The organism is Aliinostoc maniaoense, assembly GCF_058172895.1.
This window is the reverse complement of the sequence record NZ_CP187952.1, coordinates 3,355,933-3,378,323: the sequence shown is the minus strand read 5'-3', so window position 1 is coordinate 3,378,323 and position 22,391 is coordinate 3,355,933. Positions and strand designations below refer to the sequence as shown.

Below are 22,391 nucleotides of genomic sequence, written 5' to 3'. Positions count from 1 at the left end.
GTGACGCTAATACAAATACCAACTATAAAAAAATTGGTAAAGATATGTTGAGTATTGTTAAATAATTGCATAATTTCAGTAATAAATGCTGATTTAAAACATAAATTGCCAAAAAGGAACGTATTTAATTGAGAAGATCATCGGTAGAAGCCACGGTGATTTTGCAACCATAAGTTAGGTTTTTTGCTTCCATCTAATCTCTAGTTCCCTATATACTTATGCCCCTAGACTTAGAAAAATTTTATCAGGCTTGCAATCCGAGTAGACCACTGATGATCGGTAATACAAACGATCGCCAGTATTATATCGATTTTGCATCGGTGCGGGGCGGCAAAATTATTGAGGCTTTGCAGCGTACTATTAGCCGTATATCACCTAATGCTCCTACCTGTCAATTATTTACAGGACATCTCGGTTGTGGGAAGTCTACGGAGTTATTGCGCCTCAAGGCTGAGTTAGAAGAACAGCAGTTTCATGTGGTGTATTTTGAGTCAACCCACGTCTTAGAAATGGCAGATGTGGATGTGACTGATATTTTACTAGCGATCGCGGGTCAAGTGAGCGAAAGTCTCGAAGCGATGAAAATCCGCATTAAACCTAACTATTTTACTAAGTTATTTAGTGAGGTGCTGGATTTTCTCCAAACGCCGATTGAGTTGGGAGTAGAAGCGGAATTATCCCTAGGAATTGCCAAAATTACCGCCAAAACTAAAGAAAGTCCGCAATTGCGCCGCCGCTTACGTGATTACCTCGAACCGCGCACCCAAAATATTTTACAATCAATTAATCTAGAACTTTTAGCAGTGGCTGACCAAGAACTAAAAGCTAAAGGCAAAAAGGGTTTAGTGGTGATTGTCGATAACCTCGACAGAGTAGCAATTCGCCCTTTACCATCGGGGCGATCGCTGCCAGAATATTTATTTATAGAACGAGGTGAACAGTTACGTAAACTGAATTGTCATATCGTTTACACTATACCCTTGGCTTTAACTTTTTCTAATGATAGTGCTGAACTACAACATCGTTTAGGGGGTGGGGTAGCACCGAAGGTTTTACCGATGATTCCGGTGCGGCTGCGCTCTGGGGAGATTTTTCCCCAAGGGCTATCTCTAATGCGCCAAATGGTATTAGCCAGAGCTTTCCCGCAGATGGCGGCGAGCGATCGCTTAAACTTAGTTACAGAAGTATTTGATCACTTAGAAACACTAGATCGATTATGCTTGATTAGTGGTGGTCATGTACGGGATTTATTGGGGTTGCTGTTTGACTGTCTGCGCGAACAAGATCCACCCTTTGGCCGGGAATGTGTAGAATTGGTAATTCAAAGACAACGAGACTACCGAGTTAACCCTATTGATACTCACGAATGGGAGTTAATCTTTCAGGTTGTCAAACAGCAACGAGTCAGGGGTGATATCGAATATCATACCTTATTACGTAGCTTATTTGTATTTGAATACCGCGACCACCAAGGAGCTTGGTTTGCTGTTAACCCTGTTTTAGCCGAGACACCAAAATTTAAGTCATGGTTGAAGGACAATTCCCAGGAGATATAAAAGCAGCTAACGAACGGGCTTTAAACAGTTTATGGCGAGCTATCACCCTTTCTTGCGGTCATTTTTCGGTGGTTTTAGTTTGCTGCAATTATCGAGTGTTACAAGAACAGGTTTTAGAATCACTAGATAAATTAGCAGTCGGGGTAGTTCGCATCCAAAAAGTTGTTTTACCCCACAATACCAGAAGTCTGTATACAGCTCTACATTTTCAATTGGTGGCTGAGAGTCAACCGCCATCTGCATTGATGGTTTTGGGTTTAGAAACTGTAGATGAAATTGACGATTTACTGAGGTCAATTAATCATATCCGGGATGAATTACCGAAACGCCATCATTTTCCGATGGTTTTTTGGGTAAATGATCGGATTTTGCAGAAAATTGTGCGTTTAGCTCCCGATTTTGCCAGTTGGGCGGCAACACCAATTCAGTTTGCCATGACGACTCCAGAGTTGCAGCAGTTTTTACAGCAAGAAACTGACTGTTTATTTGCCAAGGTGTTAACTAACCAGCAAAGACAAGGCCGACCAGCGCAAGTTACAGATAATTATGTCACCTTAGAGCAAGTTTGGGAACATAGCGATGAACTCCACTCAGCTATTAATGAACTCCATGACCGTGGTATTACCCTAGAGCCAGAATTACACGCTAGTTTAAAGTTTGTTTTTGGTTTGGATGATTATGTTAGTGATGACATCCACAACGCCTTAAATCATTTTCGTCAAAGCTTGCTGGTTTGGCAACAATTGGTAGCCAAAGCAGACATTGCATATCAGGTGAATGAGGCTGTATTTTCTTCTCCATCTCCCCCACCTCCCCCATCTCCCCCACTACTCAGACAGGGAGTTTTACTATTTTATATTGGGTTGTGTCATTGTCGTTTAGCCGAGCAGAACAAGTTAGAGAGTTATTCCCATTGGGAAGCGGCTAAGTCTTATTTACAGGAAAGTTTGCAGATTTTACAAGTGGCGCAACGGCCAGATATTGCGGCGGAATTTATCGGGCAACTAGCGGAAGTTTTGCAACACCTGCAACAATGGGATGAATTACAAATAGTCGCCCAAAATGCCCTAGAGTTACATCAAACCTACGGCAGTCAAATTCAGTTAGCTTGTGATTATGGGTTGTTAGCACAGGTTGCCGTTCAAGCATCACGATGGTTACAGGCGAGTATTTTAGCCCATGTTTCCCTACTCAAATTAGATGAGTCACAACAAAACGACACTCAACCCCATGATTGTTTGTTTCCTTTGTTGTTAACGCAGATTTATTATTTAATTTTAGCCAAAGCCCAGCAAAAATTGGGTGAAAAAGCCGTAGCACAAGCTTATTTAGATAAAGCCGCCCAAGCATTACCCACAGCTTTAGAAAATAGTACCCATCAATATGATGCCCATCGTTATATTAGAATGCTGCGGCAATTACGATCGCTCTATTTTGAAGCCGGTCGTTATGTAGAAGCTTATTGCATCCGTCAAAAACGCCGTTCTGTAGAACAACAATACGGCTTTCGGGCTTTTATTGGTGCAGGCCGTCTACAACCCCAAAGACAAGCTACGAACCCGGCTTTAATGTCACCGTCAGGAAGCAGTAGCATCGCTTTAGAAATCGCCGCTTCCGGTCGAGAACGGGACATTAAGAACTTAATTGGCAGAATTAGCCGGGCTGACCAAAAATTGATTGTCATTCATGGCCCTTCTGGGGTGGGTAAGAGTTCCACGGTGACAGCCGGCTTAGTTCCTGCCTTGCAAAATCACGCTATTGGTGATCAAATTGCTGTACCGGTAGTCTTGCAAGTTTACACCGATTGGGTACGAGAATTAGGGAAATCTTTACAAGTAGCAGTGTCTCATCTGCAAGGAGATGCCGCCACTACCACAGTCACCACAACACCTATTAGTATTAGCTATATTTTAGAACAATTACATCAAAATGCTGATCAGCATCTGATTACAGTCTTAATTTTTGATCAGTTTGAAGAATTTTTCTTTGGCTGCACCGACCGCCAACAAACACGACAATTTGATCAATTTCTCAGTGATTGTTTAAATATCTCTTTTGTAAAAGTAATTCTTTCCCTGAGAGAAGATTATTTACATCAGTTATTAGATTTTCACCATCTTTCTCATCTAGAAGCTATTAATAATAATATTCTCGATAAACAAATCCGCTATCAATTAAATAATTTTTCTCCCGAATATGCCAAAGCAATTATTGAAAAATTAACCACCCGTTCCCACTCAAATCTAGAAACTGCCTTAATTGATGCCTTAGTAGAAGATTTATCTACAGAAATGGGAGAAATTCGCCCGATTGAATTGCAATTAGTCGGCGCGCAATTACAAGATGAAGGTATTACTACTCTTGCCCAATATCAGCCATATCGCCCCAATAAACTGATCGAAAGATATATCAAAGCCTTGATTAAAGATTGCGGCGCAGAAAATGAACGGGCTGCTTTACTAGTGTTATATTTACTCACCGATGAAAGTAATAACAGACCTTTTAAAACTCGTGCCGAATTAGCAGCAGAATTAGCAGAATTAGAAGATGCTGGTAAATTAGAATTAGTTTTAAATATTTTAGTTAGTTCGGGGTTAGTGGTGTTATTTCCCGATATTCCCGAACGCTATCAATTAATTCATGATTATTTAGTCGATTTAATTCGTTACTTGCAACAACAAGAATCAAGCTTTCAAGCTCAACTCAACCAACTACGTCACAAAGTCGAACAAAGTCAAACTGAAATTGAACGACTCAAACGGGAACTCCGACAAAAAAAGCAACAAGGTAAATTTATAGATGCTCAACCACAACAAGGATTAGATTTACTGACAGAATTGCGAGAGTTACGCAAGCGAGAAGAAGTCAGTCAATTAGAAATAGAACAACTCCGCGCCGAACTCAAAGAAAAAGAGTTAACCGCCCAACTTGCAGAAAGTCAAAAACGTCAAAGACTGAGTGAAACTAAAGTAAATCGTTCCTTGAAAATTGCCTTAGCTGCTTCTGTGTTGGCAATATTGGGGTTAAGTATTTCTATTATCACCGCCATCGACAGCGAAATTAAAACCTTGAGTGTTTCTAGTGAAGCTTTATTTGCATCCCAAAAAGGTATTGATGCTTTAAAAGAAGGGATAAAAGCCGGCAGAAAATTACAACGGGCGGTGTGGGTAGACCCTTTTACTAGAGAAAGGGTGCAAACAGCATTATATCAGGCGGTTGTGGGAGTGCAGGAATATAACCGCTTAGAGGGTCATATTGCCGGGGTGAACAGTGCGGTATTTAGTCGTGATGGTTCTTTAATTGCTTCTGCAAGTGCGGATAACACTGTCAAACTCTGGGCTGCTGATGGTAGTCTACTGCATACTTTGTCTGACCATAGGAAAGTAGTTAACAGCGTGAGTTTTAGTCCTGATGGTCAAATAGTTGCCTCTGCTAGTCAAGACAATACCATCAAACTCTGGAATATTCAAGGTAAACTGCTGCAAACTCTTTCAGGACATACAGCCGGGGTCAATAGTATCAATTTTAGCCCAGATGGTCAGGCGATCGCCTCCGCTAGTACCGACAAGACAATTAAATTATGGAGTCGGGACGGTAAGTTATTGCAAACTCTCACAGGACATGGGAACGTAGTCCAGGCTGTAGCTTGGTCGCCTAATGGCCAAACTCTCGTTTCCGTAGGTGCTGACAAAACTATTAAACTGTGGCAGCGTGACGGAAAAATCCTTGAAAGTTGGCAGGGACACGATGATGTAATTTTAAGTGTAGCTTGGTCGCCTAACGGTGAATATATCCTGACTGGGAGTTTAGACCAAACCATTAAACTCTGGAATGTAGAAGGTCAACTACTAAAAACCATGACAGGACATACCGGAGGAGTTACCAGTGTTAATTTTAGCCCTGATAGTCAGACAATTGCTTCTGCAAGTACCGACGAAACCCTCAAGCTTTGGAGTTTAGAGGGTGCGCTGCTGGGAACGTTGCGAGGGCATAATAATTGGGTTAACAGTGTCAGTTTCAGTCCTGATAGTCAGACTTTAGTTTCTACCAGTCGGGATAAAACCGTGAAGCTTTGGCGTTGGGATGAGGTATTGCAACGTGACCCCCAATCAGATCATGATGATTGGATAACAAGCATTAGTTTTAGTCCCGATGGTCAGAAGGTAGCGGCCGCTAGTCGAGATCATACCGTCAAAATCTTTAGTAAAAATGGTCAACTTTTGCAGACTTTCCCCGGACATCAAGACCAAGTTTGGGGTGTAGCCTGGTCGAGTGATGGTCAACTTATTGCCTCCGCCAGTAAAGATAAAACCGTGAAGTTGTGGAGTCCTGACGGGAAATTACTCCACACCCTTCCTTTACAACCCTACCCCCAGCAAGGTCATACTGATACAGTCTGGGCTGTCGCCTGGTCGAGTGATGGTCAACTTATTGCCTCCGCCAGTCAAGATAAAACCGTGAAGTTGTGGAGTAGGGCAGGCAAACTTTTACACACTTTCTTAGGACACACAGACGCTGTCAATTGGGTCAGCTTTAGCCCAGATGGGAAGTTGCTGGCATCTGCCAGTGATGATTTGACCGTGAAAGTATGGAGTCTAGATGGTAAACTTTTACATAATCTTCAACACCACAGCCGCCGAGTTAACGGGGTAATTTGGTCGCCCGATAGTAAAATTTTAGCTTCCGCCAGTATTGATAGTACTGTGAAACTGTGGAGTCGGGATGGTCAAAGGTTAAAAAGCCTATCGGGAGATGGTGATAATTTTATTAGTGTCAGTTTTAGCCCTGATGGTAAGACTTTAGCCGCTAGTAGTGATGATAAAGTCAAACTGTGGAACAGAGAAGGGACGTTGTTGATGGCTTTAAAAGGTGATAAGCAAGAGTTAACTAGTGTGAGTTTTAGTCCCGACGGCCAAATTTTGGCCGCAGGTAGTGGTAATGGTAGGGTAATTTTCCGCAAGTTATCTGATTTAAAGTTAGGCAATCTTTTAGTCAGGGGTTGTGATTTTCTCCATGACTACTTACAGACTAACTCTAAATTGACAGCTAGCGATCGCGCCTTATGTCCCAATAAGTAGTCAACCTACAGCCTCGAATATTTCCTCACATGGATTCCCGGCGCATAAGCTTCTATGACTCTACCTGTCTTAGTGCAACAGATCATCAAGTAATCACAACTATGGCATTGTGTTCTAGTTAAATCACTATCAGAAATATAGTGACGTTCAGCCCCGCTACCACAGTTTGGGCAGTAAATTTTTTGTACTATGTTCATTGTTGACCCCGGTTAAAATTGAAAATGCCAAAAAATCCGATTGTAGCTAAAAAAAATTTTATTAACAGAGAAAATTTTCAACAGCTAAAATATAGCCGTTGATCTGAAGTAAGCTTCTAAATTGGAAAATTGAGCAGAATTATTTTATATTATCTTAACTTTCTAATGATTTGACCATCCTACTTGAGATATAAGAATTAATATTTTATACACCTTTTCTTAGATTTCAACTGATCCCAACGAATAATACTTTGAGATAAAGCTATTAAAAGTCGTTTGTAAAAGCGTAAAAAGCTATCTTTGTATTCAAATATTAAAATCACCTAATTACTGTAACTTAGGTAACAAAATCACTTTCTTAAGGTTTGGTTAATATTTCTCTGCCTAAAAGATTGATCAATTGAACATTAATTGAGCATCTCAACTTGCATCTATATTTATAGCCGTAGCCAGATATATCCAAATCTCAACATAAAAGGCTTTCAACCTCTCAACTGTCAACTGCTATATATAACCCTGCAAAATTGGTCATGTTATCGACTTGCAGGTTGTCAGTAGTACGCGGTTACTAGTGAACTTAGGAAATCGTAAATTTACATAATTTTAAAGCTTAAGTTAACAGTTTTTATTTCTAATTTATTTCTAGACTTACACAACTAGCATCGGTTTGAGGTAGGGTGTGTGACGCTGCGAAAGTATTGCAACGTAGTCATAAGACTGATAGCGTCACGCACCAACAATCAATTGTGAAACTTGCGTAGGTTCTGTTTTTAAAGAAAACATCAAGTTATTCAAAAAAAACTTTCAGCAAATATCAGGAATTTAACAAATAAATAATACAAGTGTATTTGTGGTTGTTTGCATTTATTAAAGCTGTAAGGATTAAAGTGTCATTCATAGTTATCTGATCAAAATGCAATCTACCAACCCTAAACTTGCCAACAGTAAAACAACTAAACATAAGACTTTTTACATAAATGAACAACCATTTATCACCCAAGGAATCCACCCTTTTATATGGCAGAATATTTATCATGTTTATTTAGATATTTTGCAGATTGAAAATAGTGTATATCCTAACTATTCATTAAAAAACTATTATGCAACTCGCAATCAACTTCGTCTCAATACGCTAACACAATTAATTCAGCCATCCACAAGTGGTAGTGTTTCAACATTCGTTGCCAGAGAAGAATTTTTTGGCTTACAAAAGACGAGGTTTAAAACCTTTACTAATTTCAATCAAAATCAGCCGAACCAGCAACCTTATCAAGCCAAACAAAATATTTTGATTAATATTAATAATATCCAAGCTCCACCAGCCATTATTCAATCTCATCCTTCTATACCTAAATTTCAAGATATTGCGGCTTATTTATATCAAATACGCACTCAAGATATCCCAAATGCAGTTGGAGAATACAACCCCATAAATGAGGAACAATACCTTCAACAAGGAAGTGTCGAAACGCTGTTATCATCCTTGAAATTCGACAATTTTAAGATTATTGGCAATAAAATTTATGACCCCAACGGCAAAGAGTTTATAGCTAAAGGTATTAATGCGTTCACCTGGGATAAAAACTATGATGTTTATTTAAAAAATTGGGGATTTAACACTGTTAGAGTCCCTAATTACTTATTAGGAAGTTATAATCAACCTCATCCTGCACAGGATAATTATCAAACTAATAAAAAGATTGTTGATATTTATACTAGTCAAGGTGCAGTGGTTATTTTTGACGCACATGACCGCATTGGTGGATATTACGAAGGAGAACAATGGGAAATTCTTAAAGACTATTGGCGGGAAATGGCCATACAGTTTAAAGATAATCCTTATGTTTGGTTTAACTTACATAACGAACCTGGAAATAGTAATCCCCAACCTGAAAAATGGGTAGATTACCACCGTCAATTAATTGATATCATCCGATCTGAAGGTGCTAACAATATCATCGTAGTGGATGGAGAAGCCTGGGGACAAGACCATCACACGCGGACAATTGCTAGTGATGCTCACAATATTATGGCAGGTAACGACAATATTTTGTTTTCTATCCATGTTTATGACCAATGGGTAAATAACGATATTGCAGGTTATTTTGATCAACTCCACTCTCAAAATATTCCTATCATTGTTGGGGAATATGGCTCTGAAAATGTAGGAAAAAACGTTATACAAGCCAGTGTTAATATGATGTTGGCTGCTCAGTCAAAAGAAATTGGCAGAATTGCTTGGGTAGGACAAGCTCTTGATAATAATGATTTAACCTCTGGAGCAGGTGGCCACGCGTATTATTTTAATGGTACTAATACAGACATTTTGACAGATTTAGGAAGTTTAATCTGGCAAGATTTGCAGCGCAATGAGGATTTAAGTTATGCTGATCATAATTTTTGGACGCGGTTTACCAGTCCTGATAAAGCAAATGAAGCAGCTGAAAAAGGTATTTACGACATTGTAATTAGAGACTTTTCTGATAATAAGAATTTCTCCAGTCAATCTCAATCTAGCATCTTCATTTCAGGTGATGATGGTAAAAACAAATTCCAAGGTGGAGATCAAGACGATGTTCTAATTGGTGGTGATGGTTGGGATAAACTATCTGGTCAGAATGGTAATGATTTACTTGTTGGTGGTAAAGGTGATGATGAACTAACAGGCGGTTTAGGCAATGATATTTTTTATATTGACGGTAGAGATGGAGGCTACAATACAATTACAGACTTTAACCCACAAAATGACTCATTATATATCAATAATATTCTGGAAGTTGCCCAAGTTTGGAGTGATACAGGACTCAATCCTAATAACCGTTATGGTCATCTAGGTGCGCTGCGAGTGACGAGCTTAGAAGACATAACTGATTTAACTAGAGTTCTGAACAATTTAGGTGGAAGTTTTGGTGCATACACTACTAAAAATCAAAATCAATTAATTCTGGATTTCGGTGCAACAGTAGTTCAGCTTAACGGTTTAGCTAACGATGTTCAAGTCATCTAAACACAATCTATAAGTTTGTAGTCAGGACTTTAGTCCTTCTTTTCGTACTAAAGGCTTAGTAAGGTGCGTCAGTAGAAGAAAATAAACGATATGATTAATGATACTGACACGGTACTACAAACAATCACGAGGGATGGAAATAATTGTAGATAATTTGGGCTAACTTAGTGCCAATTCCTGGAACTTCAGCGATTTGTGTAGGTGTGGCTTGGCGGAGATAATCAATAGAGCGAAAATGAGCTAAGAGTAGCTTTTGGCGATGGTGTCCTAAACCGGGAATTTCATCTAAACGCGATCGCTTTAATTTATCACTCCGTTGTTGACGATGGAAAGTCACAGCAAAACGATGCGCTTCGTCTCGCAGTCTTCGCAAAAGTTGTACTCCTGGTTGTTCGCTATCGGTGGTTAAAGGTGTTGATTCTCCGGGTAAAAAAATCTCCTCTCGCTTTTTCGCTAAACTCACCACCCGTAAATCTTCTAATAAATTCATCTCTTGCAAAACTGCCACCACTGAAGATAGTTGTCCTTTGCCACCGTCTATCATGACTAAATCAGGCCAGTCAGGATTATCTACTCGTGGTAGTTGTGGATCTTCTGCATACTTGCGAAACCGTCGTTGAATCACTTCTGCTAAACTAGCAAAATCATCTGAGTGTCCTATAGTCACTGTGGGATTTTTAATTTTGTAGTGACGATAGTATTGTTTGGCGGGTATGCCATCAATAAATACAACTTGGGAAGCGACAGCATTTGAGCCTTGAATATGGGAAATATCGTAACCTTCGATGCGGTGGGGTAAGTCTGGTAAATCCAGAATTGCCGCTAAATCTTGCATGGCTTGGTGATTATAGTCACCCAATTTTTGCATCCTCTGCAATTCATATTGGGCATTGCGTTCCACCATCTCAATTAATTCTGCCTTAGTTTGACGCTGGGGAGTGATAATTGTGACTTTTTTACCCTTGCGTTGCGTCAAAGCTGCTGCCAAGATTTCCCCATCTGGTAATTCATGCTGTACCAAAATTTCGGCGGGAATTTCCACAGAATCAGCCGTTTGATAATGTTCTTCTAATACCCGTTGTAAAATCGCGCCAAATTCGGCTTGAGATTCTGCCACAAATGCTAAACGTCCCACCAATTGACCGGCACGAATCTGAAATAATTGAATACAAGCGTGTTGGGCATCAGCTGCCAGAGCGATCGCATCCCGTGAAATAGTATCATCTGGTAGAGAAACTTTCTGCTGTGCAGTCAGAGACTTTAAGCCAGTAATTTGATCTCGAATGCGCGCCGCCGACTCAAAATTGAGTGATTCGGAGGCTGTGTGCATTTGTTGATTCAAAATATCGATCAGTTCTTGCGTCCGTCCTTGAAATACCATTGCTACTTTCTGCACAGTTTTCCGGTATTCTTCTGGGGAAATCAACTGTTGACACACCCCCGGACACCGACCCATGTCATAATTTAAGCAAGGACGGTCTTTAAATAGTGGTTGGGGTCGTTGTCTTAAGGCAAATATGCGTTTAGATAGGTGTAATATACCTCTGAGTAGACCTGAATCAGTATAAGGGCCATAATACTTATCTTTTTCTTTACCGAGTTGACGTTTGCGAGTGATGAAAATACGGGGATAGTTTTCTGACCAAGTAATACAAACGTAGGGATATTTTTTATCATCTTTGAGCAGCACATTAAAATATGGTTGATGCTGCTTAATTAAGTTAGCTTCCAACGCCAAGGCTTCTGCTTCGGTATCGGTGACGATAAACTCAATTTCCGTCACCTGCTTCACCATTGTGGCGATACGCTCAGTTTTATGATAACCATCGCGGAAATAAGAACGAACACGCGATCGCAATTTCCGCGATTTACCTATATATATAATGCGATCGCTACCATCTCGCATCAAATAAACCCCCGGTTCTGGGGGAATTTCCGCCAGACGAGTCTCTAAGCGTTCCGGGTTTTTAACTAGTGGTACTATTTGCGCTGATGTTGTCACAACCTTAATTTAGGTATTTTCCCAATTCACTTATTTCTATTTTAAGAAAAAAGTCCTGACTGCGGATAATGGGATATTGAGGCACAAAATATCCAAACTGTAGGGTGCGTCAGAATGAATAATTTCTGAGTATAGGTAGGTTCTATCGCACTGACGCACCCTACCCAAGTAATGATGAATAAGCAAAAAAAAAGGAGCTAAATGCCCCGTAAATCTTATTGTAACAAGCAAGTAATGGGTATTATTTATTACTCATTACTCATTACTCATTACTCATTACTCATTACTCATTACTTATTTTTCAACTTGCGTTGTGTAGTCAATATCCCTGCCACACCTAAAATACCAAACACAATAGAAGGTTCTGGGACTGCTTGAGAACTACGGAAAACAGGTGTACCTTGGATGTAAACTTCATAATTGCCACTGTGGGATTTACCATCACTGAGTTCAGTTAAACCAGAATTGCTGGCTGTAAAGCTAAACAGGTAATCAGTCTTACCTTCATAGGTGTATTTAACAACTTCACTAGCTTGGATGGTTTTACCTGCTAATAGTGGCTTGAGACTATTAGGTACAACTGGCATTAAAAGACTGGTAGCATCTAAGTGACCAGCTAATCCAATGCTAATTAAACCAGTAGTATCATTTTGGTTAGCATAGGATATGTTGGGATCACTGAATCTTTGAAAGCCGCCATTAACGACAAAGCTATTAAATAAGTTAGTACCTGTAGATGTCCCAACTAAATTGCCGAAACCATTGGCACTTAATGCCTGATTAAACCAATACTGGCCAAAAGTTGTTCCTTGATAACTACTACTCCAATCTGAAGCTGTTAAACTACTGAGTGTTAAGGTTTCGCCACCGATTGTCCCGGATAAGGTAGTATTTTTGCTGAAATCGAAACCTGCTTTTTCGCTGCTAGCTCTTAACTCTACATTACCAGTAGGGCTAGTAGCATTGCCATCTAAGACTTTGGTTAAATTCGTTGTAGTGTTAGGGACAACATAAGTATTTGTGGTATTGGCATCATAGATTAAGTAATCAGTTGCTGCCGTGCCACCGATTGTAACATTACTGAGACTACCAGCTTGTACTGGAGAAGTGGCGATCGCACCTACACCCATAGCGATAGAAGCACCTATCAAAAAGGTTTGCAATGTCTTATTCATGGCTCAAATATTTCTCTAAGTGGTATTTTTTGGAACTTTGCTGTTTTACAGATGCAGGAAAATGCGATCGAAATTAAGTTATTTAGCGTAACTTTTTGACATAAACCCAGTGTAGGCAACTATCACACCTGATTGGGTAAAGTTGAGTATGATTATGGATGAATTAATGATAAATATTATCAGAATAAACTCGGTAATTTCACTGTTCAAGCTTAGTTGATAGCTTCACCAGCACTTATAAAAAATATGGTAATTAACACCGTGTGTAACTTTCTCTCCAACCTAACCCCCAACCCCTTCCCTACAAGGCAAGAGGGAATATGTAGAGACGTTTCATGAAACGTCTCTACATTATTTGCAGGGGAGAAGTACCCGCAGGGTACTCCTTTGCTACGCAACGCTACCGCGAACGGAGAACTCGTAGAGTAGCAAGCTATGGAGAGGGGTTTGAAAAATAAGTTGCAAATCGCGTTAATTATACATAATTGATAATCACCCCGCCTTTTATCACAAAGCGGGGTGATTAATTCTCGTCAAATAAAGTTTTTATTTACCAGAGCAGTAGCTATTAATTTCTCTGACGATGGTACTTTCTTCTGCACTACTCTTTCGCAAATTCACTAAAAAGCGATTTGTGTCTCGGATATTCTTTTTATCTATTGCTACGGCTGTATCATTTAATCCCTTGCTAATATCTTGATAGAGTGTGAGAAAGCGTCCCTGAAAACCTTTTAACTGTTCGTCTTTGACTTCTACACCCTTCATTTGAGTGCTGATTTGATCTATCTTCGTAGCAAGTTCAGTTAAAGCTTGAGAGCCTTTTCCCGATTTGGAATCTTTGCCGAATTGCTGACTTAACGTCGCTGCTTGATTGGCTACTTTGATAATTTTGTTACATTGGGCAACTTTACTTTCACCGCAACCTGCAAATAATAATGCGATCGCTCCTACTAAAGATAGTGTAACAGTTCGTTTCAGCGTAGATGACATATGTTGTGATTTCTCCAGCTATGTTTCCGTAAAAATGGGCAATACCAATTCAAAATCCTGATTTTACAAAGGTTAATAAATTTGTTTATGTTGCTGAATTTTGCAGAATTGGCATAAAAATTTACAAAAGTATAAGTTGAGGCTATTTCGGTTTTGACTTTTTTAGCCCTGTTACTTTATACTTCATTCTTTTTTAAAGGTGTATGGAATTACACTGAAGTAGAAAAAAGTTAAATTAGATATACATTTTGGGATGTTATTTTTCCGTAGACGCTAGAAAAAACTTTACTTACTGGATTTTGGGGTTAACTTTAATGTCGCCACAGCCTGAGCCGCAACCGTTTTTTCTTCCGACAACATGGGATGATATTTTATGTTGCGCCAAGGGTCAATCATATCAGCATAGTGTTTATGAAACGCATGACCTGACTGTCCAGGGGCATGAATAGCTATTGAATTATCTAAATTGCTTAAGTCTACAATCATTCTTAGTGAAGGAATATCAATCACTTCAAAAGATTGATTCGCTTGCCAACGATTAGCATTAATAGTCTCACCATTCCCAGCCGTGCTAAAACCACCGCGATTAAATAAAGCCTCTATAGGTGCAACACCAGATTTACCCAAGGTAGCGTTACGAAAGTTAATAGTATGTAGTTTTCCCCAATTCCAAGCTTGAGGATTTTTACCTTGAAGACGTTCTAATTCTTCTACTGCTGCTCTAAAAGCTTGCTGTAAAATTTGGTCACGCTTTTCTACTGTAGTGGTTTTGGTATTATCCCACCAATTACTATCAGGCTGTTGGATAATATTTTGCAAAACAGCATACCAGCGATCGCCCCCATCAGGAAAGTATGCTGGCGGTAATTGATCATGAAAGGTAGCGGCTAATAAATGTTGCCAAAATACTTCAAATAAAGCCGCTACAGGGGATGTCATCTCTAGTTGTAAATCCCAATTTTTTAGTAGTTTCTGAGCGGACTGTAATTTCTTGTCATTAAACTTAATGTTTTGCAAAAATGGGACAAGATTTTGTGCATTTAAATTCAAATTATCACCTTGAATTTTCTGCACATCAGCTAAAGAAATTGGCTGGTTTTGTTGGCTAATCATCTCAACAATGCGTTTAGCACGATAACCATACACCCAATCTGTCGTGATTATATAAGGATATTCATTAGCGACTAAATTATTAGCTGTAGCTATATAACCTTGAGGTGGATTGAAACTATAAGGTAACTTTTCAAAGTCAATATAACCTTGCCATTCATATTCATCAGTCCAGCCAGGAACAGGGTAGCGTCCATTTCCCTTAGCTCTAATGGGTAACTTACCGGGCATTTGATAACCGATATTTCCCTCAATATCAGCATAGACTAAATTTTGTGCAGGCACATCAAAGTTAGTGGCAGCAGTGCGGAACTCTGGCCAATTTTGTGCGCGATTAATTTGGACGATTGAATTAACTACTTTTGTCGGTTCTAAAGCAGTCCAACGTAAAGCTACAGCATAGTTTTGTGGTACTTTTACTGCTTGATTAAATTCTTTTAAATTCGGAGAAACATCAGAAAGAATCGGCCCATGTCTGGTGTAGCGGACTGTTTGTACAATAGGTTTACTGCCAGAAATTTGAATAGTTTCTGGTACAAGCTGCATATCTACCCATTTACCATTGACTTCATATTGATTGGGATTATTGGGATTAATTTTCTCAATATATAAATCCATCACATCAGATTGTACATTAGTTACACCCCAAGCAATGCGATCGCTATGTCCGACAATTACCCCCAACATCCCCGCAAAAGAAAACCCCGTCACATTGTAAGGACATTCAGCATTTTTAGTAGTGCAATGCAAACCCACCTCATACCAAATAGAAGGCATTTGTGCCGCTAAATGGGGATCATCCGCCAAAATTGGTTTCCCCGTAGCCGTGCGCTTACCCGATATCACCCAACTATTTGAACCAATACCCCCTCCCGTCGCCCCAATAAGTTTTTCCAAAGCCAACATCGGTTGACTAATTAACTCTAAACTAGACGCAACTTCTCCCCCATATAAAACCTCCGCGCCCCTTTGCGCCAACCTCCGCGCCCCTTTGCGTTTTTCTAACTCTATGTTCCCTACCTCCCACCCCGGTAAAATCACAGGCAAATCCTGCGGATACTCTGGAAAAAGTTCCTCCACCTGATGAGGTTGAAGCGTTTTCAATAAAACAGCACGTTCAATTTCATGGTGAAAATTTCTCCCCAAATCATAAGCCATCACCTTACTCCAAGTGAGGGAATGTAGCGGCTGCCAAGGCTCAACTTGATAACGAGGATTAAGTAATTTCATTACCGCATATTCCAGACTTAATGCACTCCCTTGATGAGTTTGCAAATAAGCATTCACACCATCAGCATAGGCTTGCAAATTAGCCTTCATCTCTGCATCCATTAATTGGATTTCTTGCCGTGCTACCCTTGCCCATCCTAAAGTTCGCAGATATTTATCAGTATCTAATTGCGAAGCACCAAACATTTCTGCTAATCTACCAGAGCCAAGATGCCGCCAAAAATCCATTTGCCAAAATCTGTCTTGGGCATGGATGTAACCCTGCGCCATAAATAAGTCGTGGGAATTGGTAGCATAGATATGAGGTACACCCCATTGATCCCGTTTGACTGTCACTTCTGCATTTATACCAGAAATAGCGATCGCTCCATTTTCCACAGGAAAAGAACGCCGTATTGTATAGCCCAAAAAAGATACTAATAATAACCCCAACATTAAAACTACAATCACAACTCTTTTAAGTCTTCTGGAGAAACGACGCTTGCGGAAGTTTTTCATGTCTGGGTTGTTAGTCAAATTCTGGAAAATTATACCGTTTGCCGCCTCACATTTCATTTATTTTTCTTAGTAAGATATATAACTTTGCTTTAAGGGCAAATATTCACACCGACAGAATTTAATCATGCTAATTCATCTGATTGTTCTCAGTACATTGTTAAAATTTCCTGTATCTAAAGAATATATATTGTGAAAGGCGATCGTTAATCCTAAAATCTTGACAAACTTTGATTGACAAAGCTTAGAAGTGTATGCTATTCCCGGTAAAACAAAAAATATACTGAAAAATAAAAATTAATAGTAAACAAATATACAATACAAGCTTATTAGTTCAGCAGCATATTCTCACAAAATAACTCCGTCTGTTACTTACCGATGTATATCGCACAACGAAGTAACAAAAACAGCATTGAATACTGATAAAAATTACCAAAAAAAAACAGTAAAGGCGTGCTAAGTTTTAAATCCAACCTCATTCCGTTCGCGGTTCGCCCCATGTATCTGCCAAACTTACACCCACAACACCTTGAAGAATTAGTCAAGCGCAGTGGTATAGATTTAGACTTGACAAAACTTAACTTCAAGTCTCTCCAAGGCGCAGCAGCCTACGAATATCTCTTAATTTCCGAACATCTACCCCGCACGAACACAGGAATGGTGACAAGTGGTTGGTTACAACGCTACAGTCATGTCACAGCCGGCGGTTGGTGGTGTTCTGGCTTAGATCCTCTCCAGCATTGGCAACCGATGGAATGGGGTTGTTTTAAACCCAACCAACCACGTACCAACCAAAATGGTAAAACCATCAAGTATGAACATCCCCCCAGCACCCCCACACGCATATTTTGTCTGCGGGTGACGCTGGATATTTGGCAACAAGTTTCCCAACGCTACAACATTGCATTGCCTACCGATATCAACACCAACGAACAAGGCGAAGCTTTTGGGTTTTGGCAATGGGTATTAGAAAATCAAATACCCATCATTATCTGTGAAGGCGCGAAAAAAGCCGCCACCCTCTTGACACAGGGCTATGCAGCCATAGCTGTACCTGGAATTACGAGTGGTTATAGAGTTATCAAAGATAAATTTGGTAAAGTTATCAATCGTCAATTAATCCCTGATTTAGCTGCATTTGCGCGGATGCAACGAACTGTTTATATTTGTTTTGATTTTGAAACTCAAGCCCAAAAAGTTGCAGCTGTTAGCAATGCTATTACTCAATTAGGTTGTTTATTTCAAGAGCAGAAATGTCCTGTTAAAGTCATTACATTACCAGGGACAGAAAAAGGGGTTGATGATTTTATTATTGCCAAAGGTGTAAACGCTTTTGAAAAAGTTTATCGTCGTAGTCTCGACTTAGAAATTTATCTAGCTGAAATTAAGCCCCATACTGATTTAACTGTTCCTGCAACTTTAACTATTAACCGTCCCTATTTAGGCGAAATTGCTTTTCCCACATCTGGGTTAGTCGGAGTCAAATCAGCGAAAGGCACAGGTAAAACTACCGCACTTCAAAATATTGTCAAACAAGCTAAAACCAGAAATCAGCCTGTATTGTTAATTACCCATCGGATTCAATTAGGCAAATTTTTATGTGAAAAAGTTGGGATTAAATGGGGATTAGGTAATCAGGAAATAATCACAGATAAACGAAATAATTTATCCCCTCATCATACAGAATTAAATCCTCCTCTTTCTTTAGGTTTATGTGTAGATTCTATTTGGAAACTTAACCCAGCAGACTGGCGCGGTGGCATAGTCATTTTAGATGAAGTCGAGCAATCTTTATGGCATCTCCTCAACAGCAGCACTTGTAAACACAAGCGCGTTAAAATTTTGAAACTATTTCAGCAATTAATTGCCAATGTTTTATCTACTGGGGGCTTAATTATTGCTCAAGATGCTGATTTATCTGATGTATCTTTAGAGTATTTACAAAGTTTAGCAGGCTATAAAATTACCCCTTGGATACTAGTAAATCAATGGAAACCCCAACGCGGTTGGGATGTGACATTTTATGATTCGCCTAATCCCATACCTTTAATTCAGCAGTTAGAATTAGATTTATTAGCAGGGCGTAAATGTTATGTCACCACTGATAGCCGTTCTGGACGTTATAGCTGTGAAACCATCGAAAGATATTTAAAAGAACGTTTAGAGAAACTGCGATATCAATTTCCGAAAACTTTAGTAATTAATAGCCAAACAACCAACACCCCAGGACACGCGGCGGTTGATTTTGTCCCAGCCATTAATCAAAAAATTACTGAGTATGCAACAGTATTTGTCACTCCCAGTTTAGGAACAGGAATTAGTATTGATGTGCAACATTTTGATAGAGTTTATGGCATTTTTCAAGGCGTAATTCCTGATGCCGAAGCACGACAAGCATTAGCTAGAGTCCGCGATAATGTACCGCGAATTGTTTGGTGTGCGAAACGCGGAATCGGTTTAATTGGTAGTGGTAGCACTAATTACCGATTATTGTCTAATTGGTATCAAGAAAATCAAAAAGAAAATCTCGCTTTACTCAGTCCTCTACATAAGATTGATGTTGATTTACCCCTAGTTTATGACCCTGTGCATTTGCGTACTTGGGCTAAAATATCAGCTAGAGTCAATGCTTCTATCCGTCTTTATCGTCAATCAATGCAAGAGGGATTAACTACGGATGGGCATCAAATTCGGATCAGAAGTAACGCCATTCACAATAATATTGTCCGAGATTTGCGGTTAGCTTTCTTAGCAACTGATCCTCAAGATTTAGCAACGCGCAGAAGATTAGTTTTAGAAATTGTCAAAGTCCAAAAAGAGTGGACAGATAAGCGTCAAAAAGGCAAAGAAATTAAACGTCAAATTAGAAAGATTAAACAGGAAAATCAATTAGCAGCAGCAATTAATGTCGCCAATGCTAAAGATATTGATTATGTTGAGCATGAGTATTTAGCAGCACAGCATTCTCTTACGGATGCAGAACGCTATGAAATTCAAAAATATCATCTTAGACAAAGATACGGTATACCAGTTACGCCATTACTGAAAATCAAAGATGATCAAGGGTACTATTCCCAATTATTAATTCACTATTATCTTACCCATGAAAGTGAATATTTTCACATCAGAGATCAGCAAGAATGGCATCATCAACTGTCTTTAGGAGGAGGCAAAGTTTTTCTCCCAGACTTAAAAACTTATACAGTGAAAATTGAAGCAATGAGAGCCTTGGGAATGTTGCGATTTCTTGAGCCTGACGCAAAATTTACAGAGGATGATCCGAATTTAATTTGGTTGCAAGATATAGTATTTCAACACAGTAAGCATATTAAAAGAGTGCTGGGTATTGATTTTACTAGAAGTAAAAATAACAAAACAGGGATGAAAATTCTCAGCCGATTATTGAATTTGTTGGGTTTGAAGTTAAAACGCAGCGATGATTTTTATCAAATTGATGTAGATAGTCTTAACGATGGGAGAGAGCAAATATTTGCTATTTGGCATCAACGAGATGAGTTGATATTAGCTCATCTCAAACAGATGGGTTATCGTTCTACTGATAGTTTTGAAACTTGGCAAGATACACAAGACGTAAATTCTCTAGTTTCTATGATGTCTACTTCAATGAATAATAAGTAATGAGTAAATTTCTTACTCATTACTCATTACTTAATCAATTTAATGGCTCAATGATAGTTCTTAAACCATTGTTAGTCAGTATTTTCAGCATTTCATTGGCGTTATTGCGATCGCTAAATACACCAACTTGCATAACTCTACGACTTTGCCACATGGTTGGAAAAGCTCCAGGTGCAAGATTTTTGACTAATTCCTGTTCTCTATCGGTTAAGGCTTCTACTACAACCCGATAGCGCACACCTGGGGCTGGAGAAGATGAATAATTACCTGCATAACTAATTGTATTAGTTGGCGGTGCTGATACTTTTTGCATATTCCGGGTATTACCTAGGGGAATATTGCTATTAGGCACAGGTAAGAGGTCATTATTATTACTCACAGCACTGGGGTTTGATGGTTGGGGACTAACTTCTGATTGAGTTGGTGAGAGATGCGCTGGCCATGACTGTTGTTGAGTTGTGACAGTTGTGCTTGGGGTTTGTGTCTCAGGTGCAACAAATTCAATGGTGTTGGTATCAATCTGGACATAATTAAACTGAGTCGCCTGGGCTGGTACTGCTGGTAATGGAGTCGCTTTTTTGGTGGTGACTGGTGAGGTTTTACGTGTGCTGCTGGTGGTGACTCTTTGGCTATTAGGTGGGGGTAATTGTTGATTGTATTTAGGTAAAATTAGGGGTGCTTGAGTTTGCTGCTGCACTATTGGCTGATCAGATACTCCAGGAGCAGCAAAGATGATTTCGCCGTTAGCAGCTACTTGCTCAGTATTGGCGGAGGTAGAGGTTTCGGCTTGAAAACTCACCGAACCAGCTACCCGTTCAGTATTGATGGTGTTACCAACTGCAACAATGCTCTGTTTAGCTGCACTGGCGTTAATGTCATAGCGTTTGTTCCCTTGGAATTGATTACCGCCAGCTTCCGTAGCATTACCTAAATCGGGCATAGCTTGAGCGATCGCTACTAACCCATCTTCTTGATTATTTTGAATTAAATTCTGCCTTAAAATCGGACGAGCCTTAGCTTGAACAATTATTCCAGCCCGATTATCTTGAATTTGATTACCTACCAACACTGGGGCGGCGTTGTCAGTAATATTGATCCCGAACCCAGTTTGTACAAAGATATTTTCCCGAATTTGCGGTTGGGATGTACCACTGATAGTAATTCCGTTAGCTCCATTGCGCTGAAAGTAATTCTTGGTAATTGTTGGCGTAGCTTTACCAGCCACCGCCACACCATCCTGGGTACTACCTGTAAATGTATTGGCTGTAATTACTGGATTAGTTGATTCAATCCACAAACCATAACCACGGGGATGAGAGTTAGTAACAGTCACCCCAGTTAATTGAGCTTCGTTAGCACCAACAATAGTGACATTCTGTCCCCCAAAACTGCGACTGAGGAATTGCCCACCACCTTGAATAATAATCCCTTGTCCCTGATTAGCTGCATCCCCTTGAATAACTACCCCAGACTTGAGCATCAGGGGAAATACTTCTCCTGTATCCGCCGTATAACTGCCAGGAGCTAACTTAATTACTGTGTTAGGGGTTGCATTTTGCAAAGCCTGAGTAATAGTTCTTAAAGGGGCATTTTCACCACCATTACCTGCTGTGTCATCCCCGATACTAGGGTTGACAAAGAGGACATTAACCTGAGAAATTGTTTTTTCATCCAGGCGGATTTGATTTGATACAGGTGGTACTTGAGCAACAACGCTACGAATCTCTATGGTAAGTAACGTGATGCTAACCACACCCAGGGCGCATAACAACGAAAGACCAAAAATTGGATATCTTCCTAAAACCATCAAAGATGGTTGAGTCGGTAGGTTGTTTAATTTAGGGCATTTGAGCGAAAAAATGAGGGAAATCACCTTCACACCACTCCTTAGAAATAATAATAAGTTTTGATA

At 39.6% G+C, this 22,391-nt stretch carries 10 protein-coding genes; 4 read left to right on the top strand and 6 right to left on the bottom strand.

Annotated elements, in window-relative coordinates; genetic code table 11:
- The first annotated feature begins 218 nt into the window (after positions 1-218).
- Together ACPZ3T_RS14760 and ACPZ3T_RS14755 are read left to right on the top strand one after the other, a co-directional pair.
- Positions 219-1,556: a P-loop NTPase fold protein gene (locus tag ACPZ3T_RS14760; protein WP_490270243.1), complete on the top strand. Its 1,338-nt coding sequence runs from the start codon at positions 219-221 to the stop codon at positions 1,554-1,556.
- On the top strand, positions 1,526-6,634 hold the full coding sequence (locus ACPZ3T_RS14755) for a WD40 repeat domain-containing protein (RefSeq protein WP_490270242.1): 5,109 nt from the start codon (positions 1,526-1,528) through the stop codon (positions 6,632-6,634). The genes ACPZ3T_RS14760 and ACPZ3T_RS14755 overlap by 31 nt, the downstream gene beginning before the upstream one ends.
- Positions 6,635-6,639: 5 nt before the next feature.
- Here the strand turns inward: ACPZ3T_RS14755 and ACPZ3T_RS14750 are convergent, their stop codons facing one another.
- Complete coding sequence (locus ACPZ3T_RS14750) at positions 6,640-6,831, bottom strand: replication restart DNA helicase PriA (protein WP_490270241.1); 192 nt, start codon at positions 6,829-6,831, stop codon at positions 6,640-6,642.
- 913 nt (positions 6,832-7,744) lie between these two features.
- Here ACPZ3T_RS14750 and ACPZ3T_RS14745 point away from each other — a divergent pair.
- Positions 7,745-9,838, top strand: coding sequence for a cellulase family glycosylhydrolase (locus tag ACPZ3T_RS14745; protein ID WP_490270240.1), 2,094 nt, complete (start codon positions 7,745-7,747; stop codon positions 9,836-9,838).
- Positions 9,839-9,962: 124 nt separating this feature from the next.
- Here ACPZ3T_RS14745 and uvrC read toward each other — a convergent pair whose 3' ends face one another.
- The 4 genes from uvrC to ACPZ3T_RS14725 form a co-directional block, all read right to left on the bottom strand.
- Complete coding sequence (uvrC, locus tag ACPZ3T_RS14740) at positions 9,963-11,840, bottom strand: excinuclease ABC subunit UvrC (protein WP_490270239.1); 1,878 nt, start codon at positions 11,838-11,840, stop codon at positions 9,963-9,965.
- 290 nt (positions 11,841-12,130) lie between these two features.
- The gene (locus tag ACPZ3T_RS14735) at positions 12,131-13,015 is read right to left on the bottom strand and encodes an NF038130 family PEP-CTERM protein (RefSeq protein WP_490270238.1); all 885 of its coding nucleotides are present in this window, start codon (positions 13,013-13,015) and stop codon (positions 12,131-12,133) included.
- Between the two features lie 546 nt (positions 13,016-13,561).
- A complete protein-coding gene (locus ACPZ3T_RS14730) occupies positions 13,562-14,005 on the bottom strand; it encodes a hypothetical protein (protein ID WP_490270237.1) in 444 nt (147 codons plus the stop codon).
- 285 nt (positions 14,006-14,290) lie between these two features.
- Positions 14,291-16,843 (bottom strand): penicillin acylase family protein, encoded by a 2,553-nt coding sequence (locus ACPZ3T_RS14725; protein WP_490277226.1) that lies wholly within the window; start codon positions 16,841-16,843, stop codon positions 14,291-14,293.
- Positions 16,844-17,338: 495 nt separating this feature from the next.
- Here ACPZ3T_RS14725 and ACPZ3T_RS14720 point away from each other — a divergent pair, with 495 nt between their 5' ends.
- Positions 17,339-20,479, top strand: a complete 3,141-nt coding sequence (locus ACPZ3T_RS14720; RefSeq protein WP_490270236.1) for a plasmid replication protein, CyRepA1 family — start codon at positions 17,339-17,341, stop codon at positions 20,477-20,479.
- A 34-nt stretch (positions 20,480-20,513) separates the two neighbouring features.
- Here ACPZ3T_RS14720 and ACPZ3T_RS14715 read toward each other — a convergent pair whose 3' ends face one another.
- Entirely contained in the window at positions 20,514-22,286 is a 1,773-nt protein-coding gene (locus ACPZ3T_RS14715) for a DUF1565 domain-containing protein (RefSeq protein ID WP_490277225.1), read from the bottom strand.
- Positions 22,287-22,391 lie beyond the last annotated feature (105 nt).